The following is a 15,654-nucleotide window of genomic DNA, read 5'->3' as shown; positions in this document are numbered from 1 at the left end:
AGCCGGGCTCCCGATGTTGAACTCGTGCGCCAGTTTTGCCCGGAAGGGCTATGCCCCCAACAAAACGGCGCCGGCGGATGGAATCGTCAACCACGCCAGCATCGGGGTCGGCGGCATGATGGGCTTCAATGACGTTTCTTCCTTCACCCGCGACGAAAAACTCAACCTCGTGGCCGTGGCCGAGGTGGATGACCGGCAGTTGGCGAAGGTCAAAGAACGCTGTCCCAACGTGCGGGTCTACAAGGATTGGCGGGTCATGCTCGAAAAAGAGCACATGAACCTGCACTCCATCAATGTCTGCACGCCCGACCATATGCATGCGGCCATCGCGGTGACGGCCATGAATCTCGGGTTGGCCGTCTATGGGCAAAAGCCGATGGCCCAGACCCTCTACGAAACGCGCCGCATGGCGGAGATTGCGAAGGAGCGCGGACTGGTTACCCAGATGGGCACCCAGCTGACCTCCAGCACCTATGAGCGCCTTGCGGTCAAGATGATCCAGGACGGCGTGATCGGAAAAGTCAAGGAAGTCTTCATTTTCAGCGACAAGACCTGGGGCGACCCGGATCCGATCCCGGAAGGCAGCGATCCGGTTCCGGCCGAGTTCGACTGGGATCTGTGGTGCGGCATCGCGCCGAAGCCGCCGTATCTCAAGGGCTACTACCATCCCTACAACTGGCGCAAGCGGCTCGACTACGGTACGGGCACATTGGGCGACATGGGCTGCCACATCTACAGCCCGATGTTCGCGGCCATGAGCCTCAAGGCCCCGATTTCCGTGAAGTCGATCGGCGGCGTGCCGAACAAGACCAACTGGGCCGTCGATGAAAAGTTCGAATATGTTTTCCCGGGCAATGCGTATACCGCAGGCGATACCATCAAGGTGACCTGGACCGATGGTTCGCTGCTTCCGCCGCAAGAGTTCATCGACCTGTTCGGCGAAAAAATGCCGAAGCAGGGCGGTATCTTTGTCGGCACCGAAGGCATTTTGTTGGCGCCCCACGCCGGGCTGCCCGTGCCGTACCCGCGCGAAAAGTTCGCACAATACCGCTATCCCAAGCTGAAAGCGCGCAACCATTACGGCGACTTCATCGCCGCCGTCCGTGGCGAAGACGTCAAGCCGCTGGCCGATTTCCACGAATACGGCGGCCCGCTGACCGAAACCGTGCTGCTCGGCGCGCTGTCGTCCCGCTTCCCGAACAAGGAACTCAAATGGGATGCCAAGAAGTTGCGCTTCACCAATTGCGACGAGGCCAATGCCTTCGTCAAACGCACCTACCGCAAGGGCTGGGAAGTCGAGGGCCTCTCATGATCCGAGTCGGGATCATTGGAATGGGGTTCATGGGCGGGGTGCATTTCCGCAACTGGCAGGCGTTGGACGACGCCCAGGTTGTGGCGGTGTGCGATGCCAACCCCATTGCCGGCAAGGCGAAACAGGGCAATATCGACACGGGCGATAGCGAGTTGAACCTCGACGGCGTTGCCGTTTTTACGGATGTCGCCGACATGCTGGCCACGGAAACGCTCGATGCCGTGTCGATTGCATTGCCGACCCATCTGCACAAGTCCGTTACCATCCAGTGCCTGGAGGCCGGCGTGCATGTGCTGTGCGAAAAGCCGATGGCGCTCTCGGTGGAGGATTGCGACGCAATGATCGCGGCCGCTTCGGCCGCGGGCAAGCAGTTGATGGTTGCGCAGTGCATCCGCTTCTGGCCGGCCTACGCCTGGCTGAAGTCCGTCGTGGAAAGCAACGCGTTCGGCGCGGTAAAGGTGGCGGATTTTTCGCGGCTCACCTATGCGCCGGCCTGGAGCGACGCTTCATGGATTTCGGATCCTTCCAAGAGCGGCGGCATGGCGCTGGACCTGCATATCCACGATCTCGATTATATCCAATATCTGTTCGGTCCGCCCGCTGCGGTTGAGTCGGACTGCGCATATCTTGAAAACGGCGTTCCCGGTCATTCGGTCACCCGGGTGGACTATGGCGCCGGCAAGGTCGTGACCGCGACCGCGAGCTGGATGATGCCCAAGTCGTTTGGATTTTCGATGGCCTTCAAGGTGGTGTTCGAAAAAGCGGCGGTTGTGCTCGATGGCAACGGCGTGACCGTCTACCCCGCCGAGGGGGAGGCCTATGCGCCGGAGATCGAACCCGGCGATGGCTATCGGGGAGAAATTGAATATTTTGCCTCGCTGGTCAAGGGCCAGGCAGAAGTGGTGGTGATTACGCCGGAGCAAGCGCGCGAATCGGTGCGCATGGCGTGGGAGACAATGAAATAATGAAAAACAAAATTGGTGTTTGTAGCTGGTCGTTGAAAAACGATGCGGAAGGGCTGGCCCGGGTGTTGGGGAATACGGGGCTCTCTAGCCTGCATCTCGACGTGTCGGCGGCGGATAAATTGCGCGGCATGATTGCCGAAAAAGGCTGGACCGTCTCCTGCACCATGGTCGGGTTCCCGCAGGAGGACTATTCCTCGCTCGACGCCATCCGTTTGACGGGCGGGATCGTGCCCGACGATGTCTGGCCCGAAAACCGCCAAATCGTGCTCGATGCGATCGGCACGACGGCCGATATGGGCGTCAAGCTGCTGTCGTTCCATGCGGGGTTCATCGACCATACCGACGAAGCCGGCTTCCAAACGTTCCGCAAGCGCATCAGCGAGTTCGCCGACGTGGCGCAGGAGAGCGGGATTACGATTTTGCTGGAGACCGGGCAGGAGACCGCGGAAGACCTTCGCCATTTCCTGGATGTCGTCAACCATCCGGCGCTGGGCGTGAACTTCGACCCCGCCAACATGATTCTCTATGGCAAGGGCGATCCCATTGAAGCGGTTGGCGTATTGGGTCCCTGGATCAAGCACGTCCACATCAAGGATGCGGTCGCGTCGCAGACGCCCGGCCAGTGGGGCGCCGAAGTTCCCTGGGGCGAAGGCGAAGTCAACCACGGCGGGTTTTTCCAGGCGCTGGAAAAGGTCGGCTTTACCGGAGCGATGGCCATCGAGCGCGAGGCCGGAGATCGCCGGGAAAAGGATATTCAGTTAACCGTTGAACGATTGGAAGTGTGTGTATGAGTGAAAAGAAGAGTCCCGTTTTTATAGTTCCGCGACTGTCGGTCATGATGTTCCTCCAGTTTTTCGTCTGGGGCGCTTGGTTCGTAACCGTCGGCAACTACATGTTCAAGCAAGGCATGGGCGATTCCGTCGGATGGGCCTATTCCATCGGGCCGATCGCCGCGATCATTTCCCCGTTCATCTTGGGCATGGTGGCCGACCGTTTCTTTGCGACGGAACGGGTGCTGGGCGCATTGCACATTGTTGGCGGCGTTCTGATGTTCTGTGCCCCGATGGTGGTCGATGGCGCGGAATCGGCGGGGATTTTCCTCACGATGCTCTTCCTTCACATGCTTTGCTACATGCCCACGCTGGGGCTCACCAACACGTTGGCGTTTCATAACATCACGAATCAGGAGAAGGAATTTCCGCTCATTCGCGTATTCGGAACCATTGGCTGGATCGTCGCGGGCGTTTTTGTCAGCAAGGTGCTGCATTCGGACCAAACGGCGTTGCCGTTCCGGATCGCGGGTATTAGCGGCGTCGTGCTGGGCGTTTACAGCCTGACGCTCCCGAACACCCCCCCGCCGGCCAAGGGCAAGAAAGTCTCGCTTCGCGATGTGCTTTGCCTCGATGCAATCGCGTTGCTCAAGAAACCCTCTTTCCTCGTGTTCATCGTCAGTTCGATGCTCATCTGCGTGCCGCTGGCGGCCTATTATGCGTATGCGCCGGTCTTCGTGAACGACGCCGGCTTGGCGGACCCCGCCTTCAAAATGACGTTCGGGCAGATGTCGGAAATCTTCTTCATGCTCGTCATGCCGCTGTTTTTCGCGCGGCTGGGCGTCAAGAAGATGCTACTGGTCGGCATGCTCGCGTGGGTGGTTCGCTACGGGCTTTTCGCGCTGGGCGCCCCGGCCGGGACGATGTGGATGATTCTCGTCGGAATCGCGCTGCACGGGATCTGCTACGACTTCTTCTTCGTGACCGGCCAGATTTATGTCGACAAGGCGGCCCCCAAGCCCGTTCGTGGGCAGGCGCAGGGGCTGCTCATTCTCGTTACGCAGGGCGTGGGCATGTTGGTCGGCGCGCAAATCGCGGGTCGACTCCATGCGGCATTCGTCATGGGGCATGAAACGGACGTGTTGCTGGCGTGGCAGAACTATTGGTACATCCCTTGCGCCGCTGCGGCGGTCATCATGGTGTTCTTTGCGATCTTCTTCAAAGCGAGCGTCGAGAAGCCGGTGGAGCCGGCGTAACGGACGAAGCGGGCGGCGCCAGGCCGCCCCGGCCTTTCCAGAACAATCGTGCACGGTGCCACAGGGAATACTGTTTTCCCTGTGGCTTCGTGGTTTTCGGGTTGATCGCCTGCATGGCCGCTCGCTCGCGGGTTGACGGTTGCCGGGGCGACGGGTAGCATGGGCTCCATGAAAACATTGCTTTTAGTGCTTTTGATGGGGACGGGTGTCGTGATGGCGAATACGGAAATTCCGCTGTGGAACGGCGACATGCCGGGCAAGGGCGCCGGGCAACCCGAGGCGCTGAAGCCGGGGAACGACGGCGTAATCCGGTTGACGAACGTCAGCAACCCTACGTTGCAGCTCTTTCTCGTCGAAGGCGCCGAGGTGCCCGCCCCGTTCGTGATTGTCTGCCCCGGCGGGGGTTACGGCATCCTGTGCATGAACAAAGAGGGCACCGAGGTTGTGGAGTGGCTCAACTCGATCGGGGTTTCCGCCGCCATTCTCAAATACCGCTGCCCGCAAAACCGCGCGGGTGCGCTGGAGGATGCGCGCAAGGCGGTCCGCTTGGCGCGCGAAAAAGCCGAGGCGTGGAAGATCGATGCCTCGCGAATCGGCATGCTGGGCTTTTCGGCGGGCGGCCACCTGACTGCGGCATGCAGCAATTCCGCCGATCGCCCCGACTTTTCCGTGCTGGTCTACCCGGCCTATCTCTTCAAGAAGGATTCCATCGAGCTGGTCGACGAGATCTTGGTCGATGCCAAGACGCCGCCGGCCTTCGTGGTGCAAGCCAAGGACGACAAAAAATATTACCGCAGCACGCTCGCCTATGCCGCCGCGCTCGATGCGGCCGGGGTCGAGGTGGAAGCCCATCTCTTCGCCAAAGGCGGCCACGGTTTCGGCCTGCGCCCGACCGCGCACCCGGTATCCAACTGGCCGAAGCTCTGCGAGGCCTGGATGCGCGAGATGCGTTTCCTGAAATAGTGAGCCCGCCGCCCCGGGCGATTAGTCCCAGAGCTTGGGCGGGTATGCGCCGCGGTCGTGCATGGCTTTGAGCGCCGCGACGACGGTGGGGCGGTCTTCGGGATAGGTGACGCCGAACCATTGGCTGTTGCAGCTGAGCACCTTGATGCGGGTTTCGCCGCTCTCCATCATGTCGGTCACGATGTCCGGGATATACCATTCGGATTTCAGCTCGCCGCCCTTTTTGCGCAGGAACGTGACGAACTTTTCCTCCAGCGCCTCGAAAAAGGTAGGGGCGAATCCCCAGAAGTTCATGGAGACGATTTCGTTGCCGGTCATGCCGGTGGCGACGCCGTTTTCGATGAACTGCACCGTTCCCTGCGCATCGGTTTCGATGTGGGTGCGTTCGTTGATTCCGCTGAGGTAGCCGTCGGAGGTGTGGCACACGCCGCGCGAAACAAAACCGTGGGGGGAAAGCGTGTTCTTAAGCAGATAGCCGACCATACAGCTGTCGCCGTCGGCGAGCCGGCCGAATTCCGCGGCAATGGTTTGGTAGGCTTCGGCCCCGTAGAAGTCGTCCGCGTTCTGGACGCAAAACGGTTCGTTCACCAGATCCTTGCAGGCGAGTACCGCCTGCCCGGTGCCCCAGGGCTTGGTCCGGCCTTCGGGAACGCTGAAGCCTTCCGGCAGGTTTTCCAGTGCCTGGAAGGCGTATTGCACGTCGATGCGACCGGCGAATTTTTCGCCGACCTGCTCCTTGAACGCCGTCGCGAAGTCGTGGCGGATCACGAAGACCACCTTGCCGAAGCCGGCGGCGATGGCGTCGTGGATGGAGTATTCGAGCAGCGTTTCGCCGTTGGGGCCCACGGGATCGAGTTGTTTAAGGCCGCCGTAGCGGCTCCCCATGCCTGCGGCCATGATTACGAGTGTCGGTTTCATGAATAAGTTTCTCCGGTCGAATGTCTGAAGGTCACCTGTTGAAAGTCTGAAACAGGCTAGCAAGGTGCAGCCCCAAAGAAAACCGCAATCTGAACGCGACTCGATCCGATGACCGGGGGGGGGCAGCAACCCCATGGCCGCCGGTTATTCGGGCTTTAGGCGGTAGTGGTTTCCTTCGGCCGAGATTTCGACGTACTTGTCGGTAATCGTTTCAACCACCACGCCGGCGTCGAGCTCTTCGCCCTCGAGGGTAACCTTTCCATTAACAAAGGCCAAATGACCGTTGGGGCCGGAGCCGAACCCGTCGATGCGGTAGCGTTTCTTGTAATCGTTCGTGGCGCGCAGGATTTGCCCCGTGGTTGCGGTGACGCCCGCTGGGTCGCGCTTGCGCCGGTCCAGTAGCGAGTCGAGCTTTTCAAGGACTTGGTTGGGGCCGAGATAGGTTTGTCCCTTGAAGCTGTCGGCCACCACTTTGCCGGCGCGGTCCAGCAACACCAGCCGCGGGATTCCCTGGCCGCTATAGACCTTTTCCAGCGTTTTTCTCGCTTCGGAGTGGTAGATGACGGCGGGCCACGGCATGGCGGCCTCTTTCATGTAGGCCTGCATCTCCCGGTCGCTGCGGTCGCTGCTGACGAAGAGCACCTGGAAGAGCTGGCCGCCCAGGTTGTTGTGGTAGTACTCGACGAGCTTCGGGGTGAAGCCGCGACAGGGCGGGCACCAATGGGCGGAAAAGTAGAGCAACAGATAGTCGGTGTTCAGTGCATGGTTCGCGGTGGCCGGCTCGCCCTTGTGGTCGATGACCGCGCTGGCGAGCGTTTCTTCGAGGGAAATGGTGCGCTTGGTCGGGGCGCAGCCATTGAGGATCAGGAATGCGGTGCAGGCGAGGGCGAGGCTCGGTTTCATATGGGTCTTTTCTCCTTCGTTTTTACGCTATTAAGATAGCATGCGCCGTACCGGTATGGCACTCTTCTGATCGCTGGTTGCCGCGGCATTGCACGCTTTTGCCGGCACCGGCGGGAAACGAACGTTATTTCGCGCTTTTTTGCCTTTGTTTGGGGTTGACAGTCGCGGGGTGATTCCTTAGTTTCCGCCCCTTGATTTTTTGGAAAGAAAGCCCCGTTCGGGGGTATTGAGGTTATTTATGGAAGCATATGCAGTAATTGAAACCGGCGGAAAACAGTACCGCGTTCAGCAGGGCGATGTTCTTGACGTTGAACTGCTTGCCAACGACGAGGGCGCAAGCGTCGAATTTGATGCACTGGCCGTCTCCAACGGTTCCGAACTCACCATCGGCACGCCGGTCGTCTCCGGTGCGAAGGTTAAGGTTTCGGTGGTGGAAAACCTGCGCGGCAAAAAGATTTTTTCGTTCAAGAAGAAACGCCGCAAAGGATATCGTCGTAAAATCGGTCATCGCCAAGAGTTGACCAAAATCAAAGTGGAAGAAATTAGCGCATAATTTTGCGGGAGGTTCGTCATGGCTCATAAAAAAGGACAAGGTTCATCCAGCAACGGTCGCGACTCGAATGCACAGCGTCGGGGAGTGAAGCGCTTCGGTGGACAGAAAGTAACGGCAGGCAGCATTCTGGTCCGTCAGGTTGGAACCCGTTTCCATCCCGGCGTGAACGTCGGCTGCGGAAAAGACTACACGCTTTTCGCCTTGAAAGACGGTGTCGTTGAATTCGACAAGCGTCAGCGCAAGGTGCACATTCGCGAAGAAGCGGTTGCTTAGTTTGGTTCTAGGCCAAGCTTGTGAGGCGGGTTTCCAAGCCCGCCTTTTTTTTTGTTTTAACAGGACTGTTTTCCATTCTTGGTTGAAAATGCAGGTGACGGCGGGATCGGTTCCCGCTAAGCTGGGCTCACGACTCACGACTCACGACTCACGAAGCACCAACCACGAATGACTCGTTAAGCTTATGAAACACGTTGTATTCAAAGACCGCATCAAACTCTATGCCAAGGCCGGCAACGGCGGCAATGGTTGCGTATCGTTCCGTCGTGAAAAGTACATCCCCAGAGGGGGACCGGACGGCGGCGACGGTGGCCATGGCGGCTCCGTCATCCTGCGGTGCGATGCAAACGAGGACTCCCTGCTTCCGCTCTACTACCAGCCGCATCAAAAGGCCGCCAATGCCCAGCATGGTCTGGGCTCCGACCGCCACGGCAAAAACTCGGAGGACTGCATCGTCAAGGTGGCCCCCGGTACCGTGGTGTACGATGCGGAAACCAACGAGTTTGTCGGCGAGCTGGTCAAGGATGGCGAAGAGCTGGTCATTTGCAAGGGCGGGCACGGCGGACTGGGCAACGCCCGCTTTAAAAGTTCCACCAACCAGGCGCCCCGGCAGTCTTCCGATGGCACCATGGGCGAGGAAAAGGTGTTCTGGCTGGAGCTCAAGCTCATTGCCGACGTCGGTCTGGTCGGCTATCCCAACGCCGGGAAATCGACCCTGCTCAGCCGCCTGACCCACGCGCACCCGAAGATTGCGCCGTATCCCTTCACCACCATCAATCCCATCGTCGGAACGCTCGAATACGAAAATTTCAGCCGCTTGAAAATCGCCGACATTCCCGGCCTGATCGAGGGTGCCCACGACGGGGTTGGCCTTGGCCACCAGTTCCTGCGCCACATCGAGCGTTCGCGCTTCATCCTGTTCGTGCTCGACATGGCCGGAACCGACGACCGCAATCCAACCGACGACTTCATGCACCTGAAAGAGGAGCTCCGTCTTCATTTGGAGGAGCTTTCCTGTACGCCTTACACGATTGTCGCCAACAAGATGGACAGTCCCGGCGCCGACGAAAACCTGGCGGAATTCAAACAACGCACCGGCGAGCTGGTCTACGAAATCTCCGCCGAACTCGGCGTAGGTATCGAGCCGGTGAGAGCGCATCTCTACAAGCACTTCTTCGAAACCCGTCGGATCCTCGAAGAAACCGCCGAGATGGATGCTTCGGAAAATGAGGACGATTGACCTTAATGCGGATCTGGGTGAGCTGGCTGACGGCTCGCTTGACGCCGCGGTCATGCCGTTCATTTCTTCTGCAAACATTGCCTGCGGGGCCCATGCCGGATCGGCGGAATCCATCCGCCGCACGCTCCGCCTGGCGCTAAGGCACGGGGTCGCCATCGGGGCGCATCCCGGCTATCCCGATCCCGCGAATTTCGGCCGCGTTTCGATGCCGTTTTCCACGGAAGCGCTGTGTGCGCTCGTCCTGGAGCAGCTCCGGTTGCTCCGGCGGATTGCCGCGGAGGAGGGCGCCGCGGTTCGCCACGTCAAACTTCACGGCGCGCTCTACAACGACCTGGCCGACGACTATGGGCGTTCGCTGTCGCTGTGCCGCGCCATTCATGGAGTTGATCCGAAGCTGCGTTTGATTGGCCGGTCCGGTTCGGCCTGCCTGCGCGCGGCCGAGGATGCCGGACTGGTTGCGGTGCACGAGACGTTCGCCGATCGCGCCTACACGCAAGAGGGGCGGCTGGTGCCTCGCTCGCAGCCGGGCGCAGTCATCCACGACGAGGCCGAAAGTTTGGCTCAGGTCGAAATGATGGTGTTGCGCAACCAGGTGCCGACCCTCGGCGGAAAACGGTTTCCGATTCAGGCCGACTCCGTCTGCGTACACGGGGATAATCCATCCGCCATCCAATTCGTTTCCAATCTGCGGGCCTATTTCGCGCGGCACAGGATCGAGGTCTGCCCGGCGGGCCGGCTCCGTTTCTCCTATGCTGCGCTCGACGAAACCTCGTTGCTGGCCCGGCTGCCGCCGCGCATCGCGAAGTCGACCCACCGCCGCATCCGCGCGTTGCAATGGGCCTTGGACGGTTCCGCCGGCATCCGGGAGTTGGTGCCGTGCTATGCCGAACTCAAGATCGACTTCGATCCCGCCTTGGTTTCGCTCGACGAGTTGATCGCGCGGATCGATCGAATTGAGCTGGAAGAAATCGACCTGCCGCAACCTCGTTGCGTCGAGGTCCCCGTTCATTACAACGGCCCGGACCTTTCGCTCGTTGCCCGGCACAATGGGTTGAGCGAAACCGAAGTGGTTGCGCGTCACGCGGCGCCAACCTACCTGGTGTACATGCTTGGGTTTTCTCCGGGCTTTGCCTATCTCGGCGGGCTCGACGATGCGCTGGCCACGCCGCGGCTGGCCACGCCGCGCGTTGCCGTGCCGGCCGGAGCCGTCGGCATTGCCGGCAACCAGACGGGCGTCTAACCCGTCGAAAGCCCCGGCGGATGGAATATTATTGGCCACACGTCGCTGAATCTTTTTGATCCAACCGCTGAAAAACCGTTCCTGTTCGAGGCCGGCGATGAGGTGCGCTTTATGCCGATTGAGAAAATGGAGGACGACGCGCCGTCGGCGCCCCGTTTCGTTCATGGCTCCGGCGGAGCGTCGCCCTCCGGAGGATGGGTTGAAATCATCGAACCGGGCCTGTACACCACGGTGCAGGATGCCGGCCGTCCCGGCTACCTGCGTTACGGCCTGCCTGTTTCCGGGGCGATGGACCGGCGCGCGTTGCAAACCGCCAATGCATTGGTCGGCAACAAGGCTGATGCCGCGGTGCTGGAATGTACCGGAACGATGCCCGTGCTGCAGTTTAGTGAATCCTTAAAAATCGCCGTGGTTTATGCCGATCATTTCCAAACTCTGGAAGTTTCGGCGGGTGAGCGCGTAAAGTTCCAACCCTTGGAAACCGGCTATCGGGCATACCTCGCGTTTGCGGGTGGCATTGATGTGCCGCTCGTGATGGGTAGCCGCTCGACCTATCTTCCCGGGAAGCTCGGCGGTTTCCAGGGCCGCACGCTGCAGGCCGGCGATGTGCTACCCCTTGGCTGCGGGGGTGCTGGCCCGCCTCCGAATCGCCGATACGTACCGCAGGTCGCCGGCCCGCTTTGCCGGTCGGTGCGCGTCGTTCCCGGGCCCGAAGCGGATTGGTTCGATTGCGGAGGGTTGAATACGTTTTTGACGGAGGCGTTCTGCGTTTCCGCAACATCCAACCGCACCGGCCTTCGGCTCGACGGGCCGCCGTTGTCGTTCCATTCGGAAGCGCGGCAGATGGTTTCGGCTGGGCTGGGCTTCGGCACCATCCAAGTGCCGCCCTCCGGCCGACCGATCGTCATGATGGCCGACCATCCGACCACGGGCGGCTATCCGCGCATTGGCCACGTTGTGGCCGAAGACCTCCCGTTGCTCGCCCAGGCCCGGCCCGGCGATTCGCTGCGCTTTGCCGAGGTGCGGTAAGCCCCCTGCGATTGCGCCGAAAACCCCTTACCGGAAATTGAGCCGCCGCCGCTGCGTTTGCGTGGCGGAGGGCTTGTAATCGGGGTTCTCCGTCGGCATCTGCGCATCGGTCTCCTGGAGCCGCTGGTCCATCCGCTTTTCAAGCGTCTCCGTTTTTTCGGGATATTTCGTGGAGAGATCGTTCTTTTCCGATAGATCGGTCGAGAGATCGAAGAGCATGAGGGTTCCCGTCTCAAGGTCGCGCAGCAGCTTCATGTTTCCCTCGATGATGGCGGTCTGCGGCTTTTGCGCCGGTCCCATGCCATAGTGGGGATAGTGGAACAGCAGCGGCTTGGTGCGCCCGATCTTTTGGGTTTGGCCCGAAAGCAGGGATGCCAGGCTTTTCCCTTCGATGTCGCCGGGGATCGCAATCCCGGCCCACGAGCAGAAGGTGGGCAACAGGTCGCAGCCGGTTACGCTTTCGTTGCAGAAGGTGTCGGCCTTGATGCCCGGGCCGCGCACGATCAGCGGAACCCGGATGCCGCCTTCGTATAACGTGCCCTTTCCGCCGTTGAGCGGGGTGTTTTGCGGTCGCCGCGGGTTGGCGGGCGCGCCGTTGTCGGACATAAACACAACGTAGGTGGTTTCCGTCAGCTTCAGTTCCGCGATCTTCTTGAGGAGGGTCCCGATGGCGGTGTCGAGATCGTAGGTCATCGCGGCGAATTCAATGTCGGAATGGCGTTGTCCCGCCTTGGTTTTCCTAAACTTCTCCTGCGTCTGTTCAAGCGATTCGACGGGCGTGTGGACGGCGTAGTGGGAGAGCTGGAGGTAGAAGGGGGTGCCGGCTTTGGCTTGTTTTTCCATGAAGGCGATGGCCCGGTCCGTGACCCCGAAAACATCCTTCGGATTCGCCGCGGTCCCGTGGCTGACGTTTTCCGTCGGGCCGTCGGACTCGTCGAAGCCGTGGATTGCCGGGTTGGCGGTTCCGATGTGCCATTTCCCGAAAAGGGCGGTGGCATAGCCCGCCTTCTTCATCCGTTCGGCAATCGTGGTTTCCGAGGCGGGGAACTCCTTGACGTGCCGGGGCGCGGCGAGTTTTTGGTAGGCCTGCGTGCGTCCGCCGCCGGGGGTGGTCATGTGCAGCTCCGCCGGGGTTTTCCCGGTCAGGATGGCGGCGCGGCTCGGCGTGCAAAGCGCGGCGGGCGCATAGGCCTGCGAGAAAACCATTCCGGCGGCCGCCAGTTTTTCGAGGTTGGGCGTCTGGTAGAAGTCGCTCTTGGTTTCGGGGTTTCCCTTGATCATTTCAACCGAGGTGCCCGTCCAGCCCATGTCGTCGGCGAGGATGAACACGATGTTGGGTTTGGCCAAGGTTGAAGACGCGACGAGTAGGGCGAGGGCGGCAACACGGTTTCGCATGGAGGGGCTCCCTAGGTTTTATTCGGCTGCAATGCAGTAGAGCGTTTCGTTCGAGCGCAGGAAGATCTTGCCGCCGCTGATGGCGGCGCTTCCGTTGAAATCGCTCGAGTCCGAGTCGAAGCGGTTGCATGCAATGAGCTCGAAGCTGGGCTTGGCCGCCAGCACGAAGGTTCCGTTCCGGCGGCTGGGGACATAGAGTTTTCCATCGGCCAAGGTGGCCGATGCGTAGACGGCGTTGCCGCTTCCGGCATCGAGCTTTTGTTGGTAGACCATCTCGCCGGTGTCGGCCTTCATGCAAAAGGCTTCTCCCTTGTGGCCGACCCAATAGAGGTAGCCGTCTTGTTCGACCGCCGAGGGGACATAGGAGGACTCCTGGCTTCTCCAAAGGAGGTTCGATCCGCTCGCATCGCCTTGGCCGCCCGCGCGGATGGCGAGGGTGGTGAGGCGCGGATAGCCGCCGAAGGCATAGACGGTGTCCTTGATGGCCAGCAGGCTGGGGGAAACGTTGCCTCTCATCTCCGTGTTGGCCCACCAGAGGCGTTCGCCGGTTTCCGGATTAAGCCCCCAAACCTCGTTGGGCACCGCGAGGCACAACTCTTTTTTACCGTCGGCCAGTTCGGCCAGGGCGGGCGTGCCGTAGGTGAGTTCGGTTTTGCTCGATTCGTATTTCCAGATTTCCTCCCCGGTTTTTTTGTCCAGCGCATACAGGCTCCGGCTCTCTTCGGAGGCGTTGACGATCAGCAGGTCGCCGTAGAGAATCGGGCTGGCGGCCGAGCCCCAGCGCCGGTTGGCGGACATGGTGCCCAGGTTCTTTCGCCAGGTTTCTTTCCCGTCCATGTCGAAGGCCACCATGCCGGTCTTGCCGCAGAATACGTAGACCTGATCGCCGTCGCAGACCGGGGTGTGGCTGGCATAGCCGTGCTCCCGCAGCCAGCCGCTCCAGCCGTCTTCCGCGTGGGTGGCCGGGATCTCCTGGCTCCAAAGGATCGCCCCGGTATCCGGATGGATGCACAGCAGGTGCCGCTTGAGGTTGTTTGCGTTGCTCGCGTCATCCGCCCCGTATCCGCTGTAGCAGGTGATGAACAGCTTGTCGCCGTAAACGATCGGGCTGGAGGAGCCCTGCCCGGGGAGGGCGACTTTCCATTTGAGGTTCTGTGTCTCGCTCCAGTGGGTCGGAAGCCCGGTTTCATCGCTACGCCCCAGTCCGTCGGGGCCGCGGAAGCGGGGCCAGTCGCCCGCCCACGTGGTGGCGGTAACCAAGGCGAGCCCGAGAACGGCAAGTGAGTAGGGGAGTGTCGATTTTTGTTTCATGGGCGATCCTTTTGCTAATTTCTGTTCTGCGGTGAGCCGACCGGGGCTTCGTCCGCGGTGATGAAGCCATCGCTGTTCTTATCCAAGCGGCTGAAGTGCGCGGCCGGGCCGCCGAACTCCTCCTTGGAAACCTTGCCGTCCTTGTTCTGGTCTTCGCGATCCATGAAGGTGCCGCCCTGATTGCCTTGGCGCTGGCTTTGGGCCTGCATCGGCTGCTGGACCTGTCTGCCGCGTCTCTGCTGTTTGGGTTCTTTGGCGACGGGGGCATCGACTTTCTCAACGTCGCCGCCTCGCACCAGCCGCACCATGTTGTTGATCCGGATGACGTCGCCCTGCGGTCCGCGACCTTCCGGGAATTTCGAGGGGTCGCCCGTTTTCGGGTCGGAGCGCTGGGCCCCTGCGCCATGCACGTCCATCAGGGTTTTCCCGCCGGAACGGCGGTCCGACATGAAGCCGAGCGCGCGGCCGAAGGCAAAGTAGACGGCGGTATCGGTGCTGCGGGCTCCGATGTGGGTGCTGCTCGTCCAGTAGTGGGCGAAATCCTTTTTCCCGCCTTCGTTGCTGATGGCGGTGGCGTCGAAGATCGGGTCGATTGCCGCGGAGTCGGTGGTGTCGGGCGAGCGGGAGTAGTCGATGATGCTCTGCAGTTCCTTGGCGTTGGGCAGGCGCCAGTCGTCGTGCCCCGCGAATTCCATGCCTTCGGCATATTCCAGCGCGCTCGGCCAGTCCATGCCTTTGCCGGAGTCGGCTTTCATCCAGGTCAGCCCGGTGGCTTCGTCGGTAATGGTTCCGTCGCCGTTGTCCTTGAAGTTGTTTTTTCCATAGGCGGTGTTTCCGCGCACGTAGAGCACGTAAAAGGTCTTTTTGCCTCGGCCGCGCGGATCTTCGATGCCGTAGCCCTTGATGCGGCCGTCGGCGAAGTTGACGCCGAACATCGTTTCGGCCCCGCGCATGGTGGTGCTGACGTATTTGGTGGTGGTGGCAAACTGCGAGTCGATGATGCGGTCGCCGTCTTCTTGTTTGCCGTAGGTGAACTTGAAGACGGTGTCGTCGATGAAGGGTTTGAGGCCGGCGGTGTCGGTGCTCATCGGATCGGGATCGGTGCCGTTGAGCTGGATCAGCGAGTAGAGTTCCTTGATGGTGGGAAGCCGCCAGTCGGAGTAGCCGCCGGTTTTGCACCGGGATGCATTTTCAACGGCGTCGTCGAAGGTCATCTTTTTGCCGGGGTCCTGCGTCCACATTAGGCCGGTCACCTGATCGGTAATCGTTCCGTCGCCATTGTCTTTGTAGGCGGGGGCGTTGGCGGCATAGTGCGCGTCCTGCCCCTTGTCGTTGCCGTAGGCAAAGGTCTGCCCGGTGTCGACAACGGGGAAGGGGACGGCGAGGGCCCCGGTGGAGAGGGCGGATGCGATGAGCGTGACCATCGTTTTCATGAGTGACTCCTTTTCGATTCGTTGTGCATTAAACAATGAGAGGGGGGGATCTGTTGCGTACGATTTGATTACAGTGTTGTCATTCGGCGGGGG

General features: G+C 60.8%; 14 protein-coding genes and 1 pseudogene. 10 read left to right on the top strand and 5 right to left on the bottom strand.

The window, feature by feature from the left end; all coding sequences use genetic code 11:
• The first annotated feature begins 13 nt into the window (after positions 1-13).
• The 5 genes from ABYO54_RS00290 (at position 14) to ABYO54_RS00270 (ending at position 5,266) form a co-directional block, all read left to right on the top strand.
• Positions 14-1,312, top strand: coding sequence for a Gfo/Idh/MocA family protein (locus tag ABYO54_RS00290; protein ID WP_372805762.1), 1,299 nt, complete (start codon positions 14-16; stop codon positions 1,310-1,312).
• Positions 1,309-2,277 (top strand): Gfo/Idh/MocA family protein, encoded by a 969-nt coding sequence (locus ABYO54_RS00285; RefSeq protein ID WP_372805760.1) that lies wholly within the window; start codon positions 1,309-1,311, stop codon positions 2,275-2,277. The genes ABYO54_RS00290 and ABYO54_RS00285 overlap by 4 nt, the downstream gene beginning before the upstream one ends.
• A complete protein-coding gene (locus ABYO54_RS00280; RefSeq protein ID WP_372805758.1) occupies positions 2,277-3,068 on the top strand; it encodes a sugar phosphate isomerase/epimerase family protein in 792 nt (263 codons plus the stop codon). The genes ABYO54_RS00285 and ABYO54_RS00280 overlap by 1 nt, the downstream gene beginning before the upstream one ends.
• The gene (locus ABYO54_RS00275) at positions 3,065-4,303 is read left to right on the top strand and encodes a nucleoside permease (RefSeq protein ID WP_372805756.1); all 1,239 of its coding nucleotides are present in this window, start codon (positions 3,065-3,067) and stop codon (positions 4,301-4,303) included. The genes ABYO54_RS00280 and ABYO54_RS00275 overlap by 4 nt, the downstream gene beginning before the upstream one ends.
• Positions 4,304-4,516: 213 nt before the next feature.
• Positions 4,517-5,266, top strand: a complete 750-nt coding sequence (locus ABYO54_RS00270; RefSeq protein ID WP_372805755.1) for an alpha/beta hydrolase — start codon at positions 4,517-4,519, stop codon at positions 5,264-5,266.
• Between the two features lie 21 nt (positions 5,267-5,287).
• On the opposite strand, the gene ABYO54_RS00265 is transcribed toward ABYO54_RS00270, so the two are convergent.
• Both ABYO54_RS00265 and ABYO54_RS00260 read right to left on the bottom strand, forming a co-directional pair.
• Positions 5,288-6,184: an NDP-sugar synthase gene (locus tag ABYO54_RS00265; protein WP_372805753.1), complete on the bottom strand. Its 897-nt coding sequence runs from the start codon at positions 6,182-6,184 to the stop codon at positions 5,288-5,290.
• 144 nt (positions 6,185-6,328) lie between these two features.
• Entirely contained in the window at positions 6,329-7,087 is a 759-nt protein-coding gene (locus ABYO54_RS00260; RefSeq protein WP_372805751.1) for a thioredoxin-like domain-containing protein, read from the bottom strand.
• 238 nt (positions 7,088-7,325) lie between these two features.
• Between ABYO54_RS00260 and rplU the strand changes: the two genes are divergently transcribed.
• The 5 genes and pseudogenes from rplU to ABYO54_RS00235 all read left to right on the top strand — a co-directional run bounded on the left by rplU (position 7,326) and on the right by ABYO54_RS00235 (position 11,422).
• Positions 7,326-7,640 carry a 50S ribosomal protein L21 gene (gene rplU, locus ABYO54_RS00255; RefSeq protein WP_372805750.1) on the top strand — a complete coding sequence of 105 codons (315 nt, stop codon included), beginning with the start codon at positions 7,326-7,328 and terminating at the stop codon, positions 7,638-7,640.
• An 18-nt stretch (positions 7,641-7,658) separates the two neighbouring features.
• Positions 7,659-7,913: a 50S ribosomal protein L27 gene (gene rpmA / locus ABYO54_RS00250; protein WP_372805748.1), complete on the top strand. Its 255-nt coding sequence runs from the start codon at positions 7,659-7,661 to the stop codon at positions 7,911-7,913.
• Positions 7,914-8,097: 184 nt separating this feature from the next.
• Positions 8,098-9,153, top strand: coding sequence for a GTPase ObgE (obgE, locus tag ABYO54_RS00245; protein WP_372805746.1), 1,056 nt, complete (start codon positions 8,098-8,100; stop codon positions 9,151-9,153).
• Positions 9,128-10,468: pseudogene (pxpB, locus tag ABYO54_RS00240) on the top strand (5-oxoprolinase subunit PxpB); the annotation flags it as partial. The gene obgE and the pseudogene pxpB, both read left to right, overlap by 26 nt.
• Positions 10,469-10,504: 36 nt before the next feature.
• On the top strand, positions 10,505-11,422 hold the full coding sequence (locus tag ABYO54_RS00235; protein ID WP_372805783.1) for a biotin-dependent carboxyltransferase family protein: 918 nt from the start codon (positions 10,505-10,507) through the stop codon (positions 11,420-11,422).
• A 27-nt stretch (positions 11,423-11,449) separates the two neighbouring features.
• Here the strand turns inward: ABYO54_RS00235 and ABYO54_RS00230 are convergent, their stop codons facing one another.
• From ABYO54_RS00230 to ABYO54_RS00220, 3 genes are read right to left on the bottom strand one after another with little or no spacing between them, the layout of a single operon-like run.
• Entirely contained in the window at positions 11,450-12,817 is a 1,368-nt protein-coding gene (locus ABYO54_RS00230; protein ID WP_372805744.1) for a sulfatase, read from the bottom strand.
• 18 nt (positions 12,818-12,835) lie between these two features.
• Positions 12,836-14,128, bottom strand: coding sequence for a PQQ-binding-like beta-propeller repeat protein (locus tag ABYO54_RS00225; RefSeq protein WP_372805742.1), 1,293 nt, complete (start codon positions 14,126-14,128; stop codon positions 12,836-12,838).
• 14 nt (positions 14,129-14,142) lie between these two features.
• A complete protein-coding gene (locus tag ABYO54_RS00220) occupies positions 14,143-15,561 on the bottom strand; it encodes a DUF1566 domain-containing protein (RefSeq protein ID WP_372805740.1) in 1,419 nt (472 codons plus the stop codon).
• Positions 15,562-15,654: the final 93 nt, after the last annotated feature.

The organism is Pontiella sp., assembly GCF_041622395.1.
GTDB lineage: Bacteria > Verrucomicrobiota > Kiritimatiellia > Kiritimatiellales > Pontiellaceae > Pontiella.
This window is presented reverse-complemented; position numbering and strand designations above follow the sequence as displayed.

Bases quoted from the DNA above. Each gene is read 5' to 3' on its own strand.
- ABYO54_RS00290 (WP_372805762.1), top strand. From the start codon at position 14: ATGTTGAACTCGTGCGCCAGTTTTGCCCGGAAGGGCTATGCCCCCAAC.
- ABYO54_RS00285 (WP_372805760.1), top strand. From the start codon at position 1,309: ATGATCCGAGTCGGGATCATTGGAATGGGGTTCATGGGCGGGGTGCAT.
- ABYO54_RS00280 (WP_372805758.1), top strand. From the start codon at position 2,277: ATGAAAAACAAAATTGGTGTTTGTAGCTGGTCGTTGAAAAACGATGCG.
- ABYO54_RS00275 (WP_372805756.1), top strand. From the start codon at position 3,065: ATGAGTGAAAAGAAGAGTCCCGTTTTTATAGTTCCGCGACTGTCGGTC.
- ABYO54_RS00270 (WP_372805755.1), top strand. From the start codon at position 4,517: ATGGCGAATACGGAAATTCCGCTGTGGAACGGCGACATGCCGGGCAAG.
- ABYO54_RS00265 (WP_372805753.1), bottom strand. From the start codon at position 6,184: ATGAAACCGACACTCGTAATCATGGCCGCAGGCATGGGGAGCCGCTAC.
- ABYO54_RS00260 (WP_372805751.1), bottom strand. From the start codon at position 7,087: ATGAAACCGAGCCTCGCCCTCGCCTGCACCGCATTCCTGATCCTCAAT.
- rplU (WP_372805750.1), top strand. From the start codon at position 7,326: ATGGAAGCATATGCAGTAATTGAAACCGGCGGAAAACAGTACCGCGTT.
- rpmA (WP_372805748.1), top strand. From the start codon at position 7,659: ATGGCTCATAAAAAAGGACAAGGTTCATCCAGCAACGGTCGCGACTCG.
- obgE (WP_372805746.1), top strand. From the start codon at position 8,098: ATGAAACACGTTGTATTCAAAGACCGCATCAAACTCTATGCCAAGGCC.
- ABYO54_RS00235 (WP_372805783.1), top strand. From the start codon at position 10,505: ATGCCGATTGAGAAAATGGAGGACGACGCGCCGTCGGCGCCCCGTTTC.
- ABYO54_RS00230 (WP_372805744.1), bottom strand. From the start codon at position 12,817: ATGCGAAACCGTGTTGCCGCCCTCGCCCTACTCGTCGCGTCTTCAACC.
- ABYO54_RS00225 (WP_372805742.1), bottom strand. From the start codon at position 14,128: ATGAAACAAAAATCGACACTCCCCTACTCACTTGCCGTTCTCGGGCTC.
- ABYO54_RS00220 (WP_372805740.1), bottom strand. From the start codon at position 15,561: ATGAAAACGATGGTCACGCTCATCGCATCCGCCCTCTCCACCGGGGCC.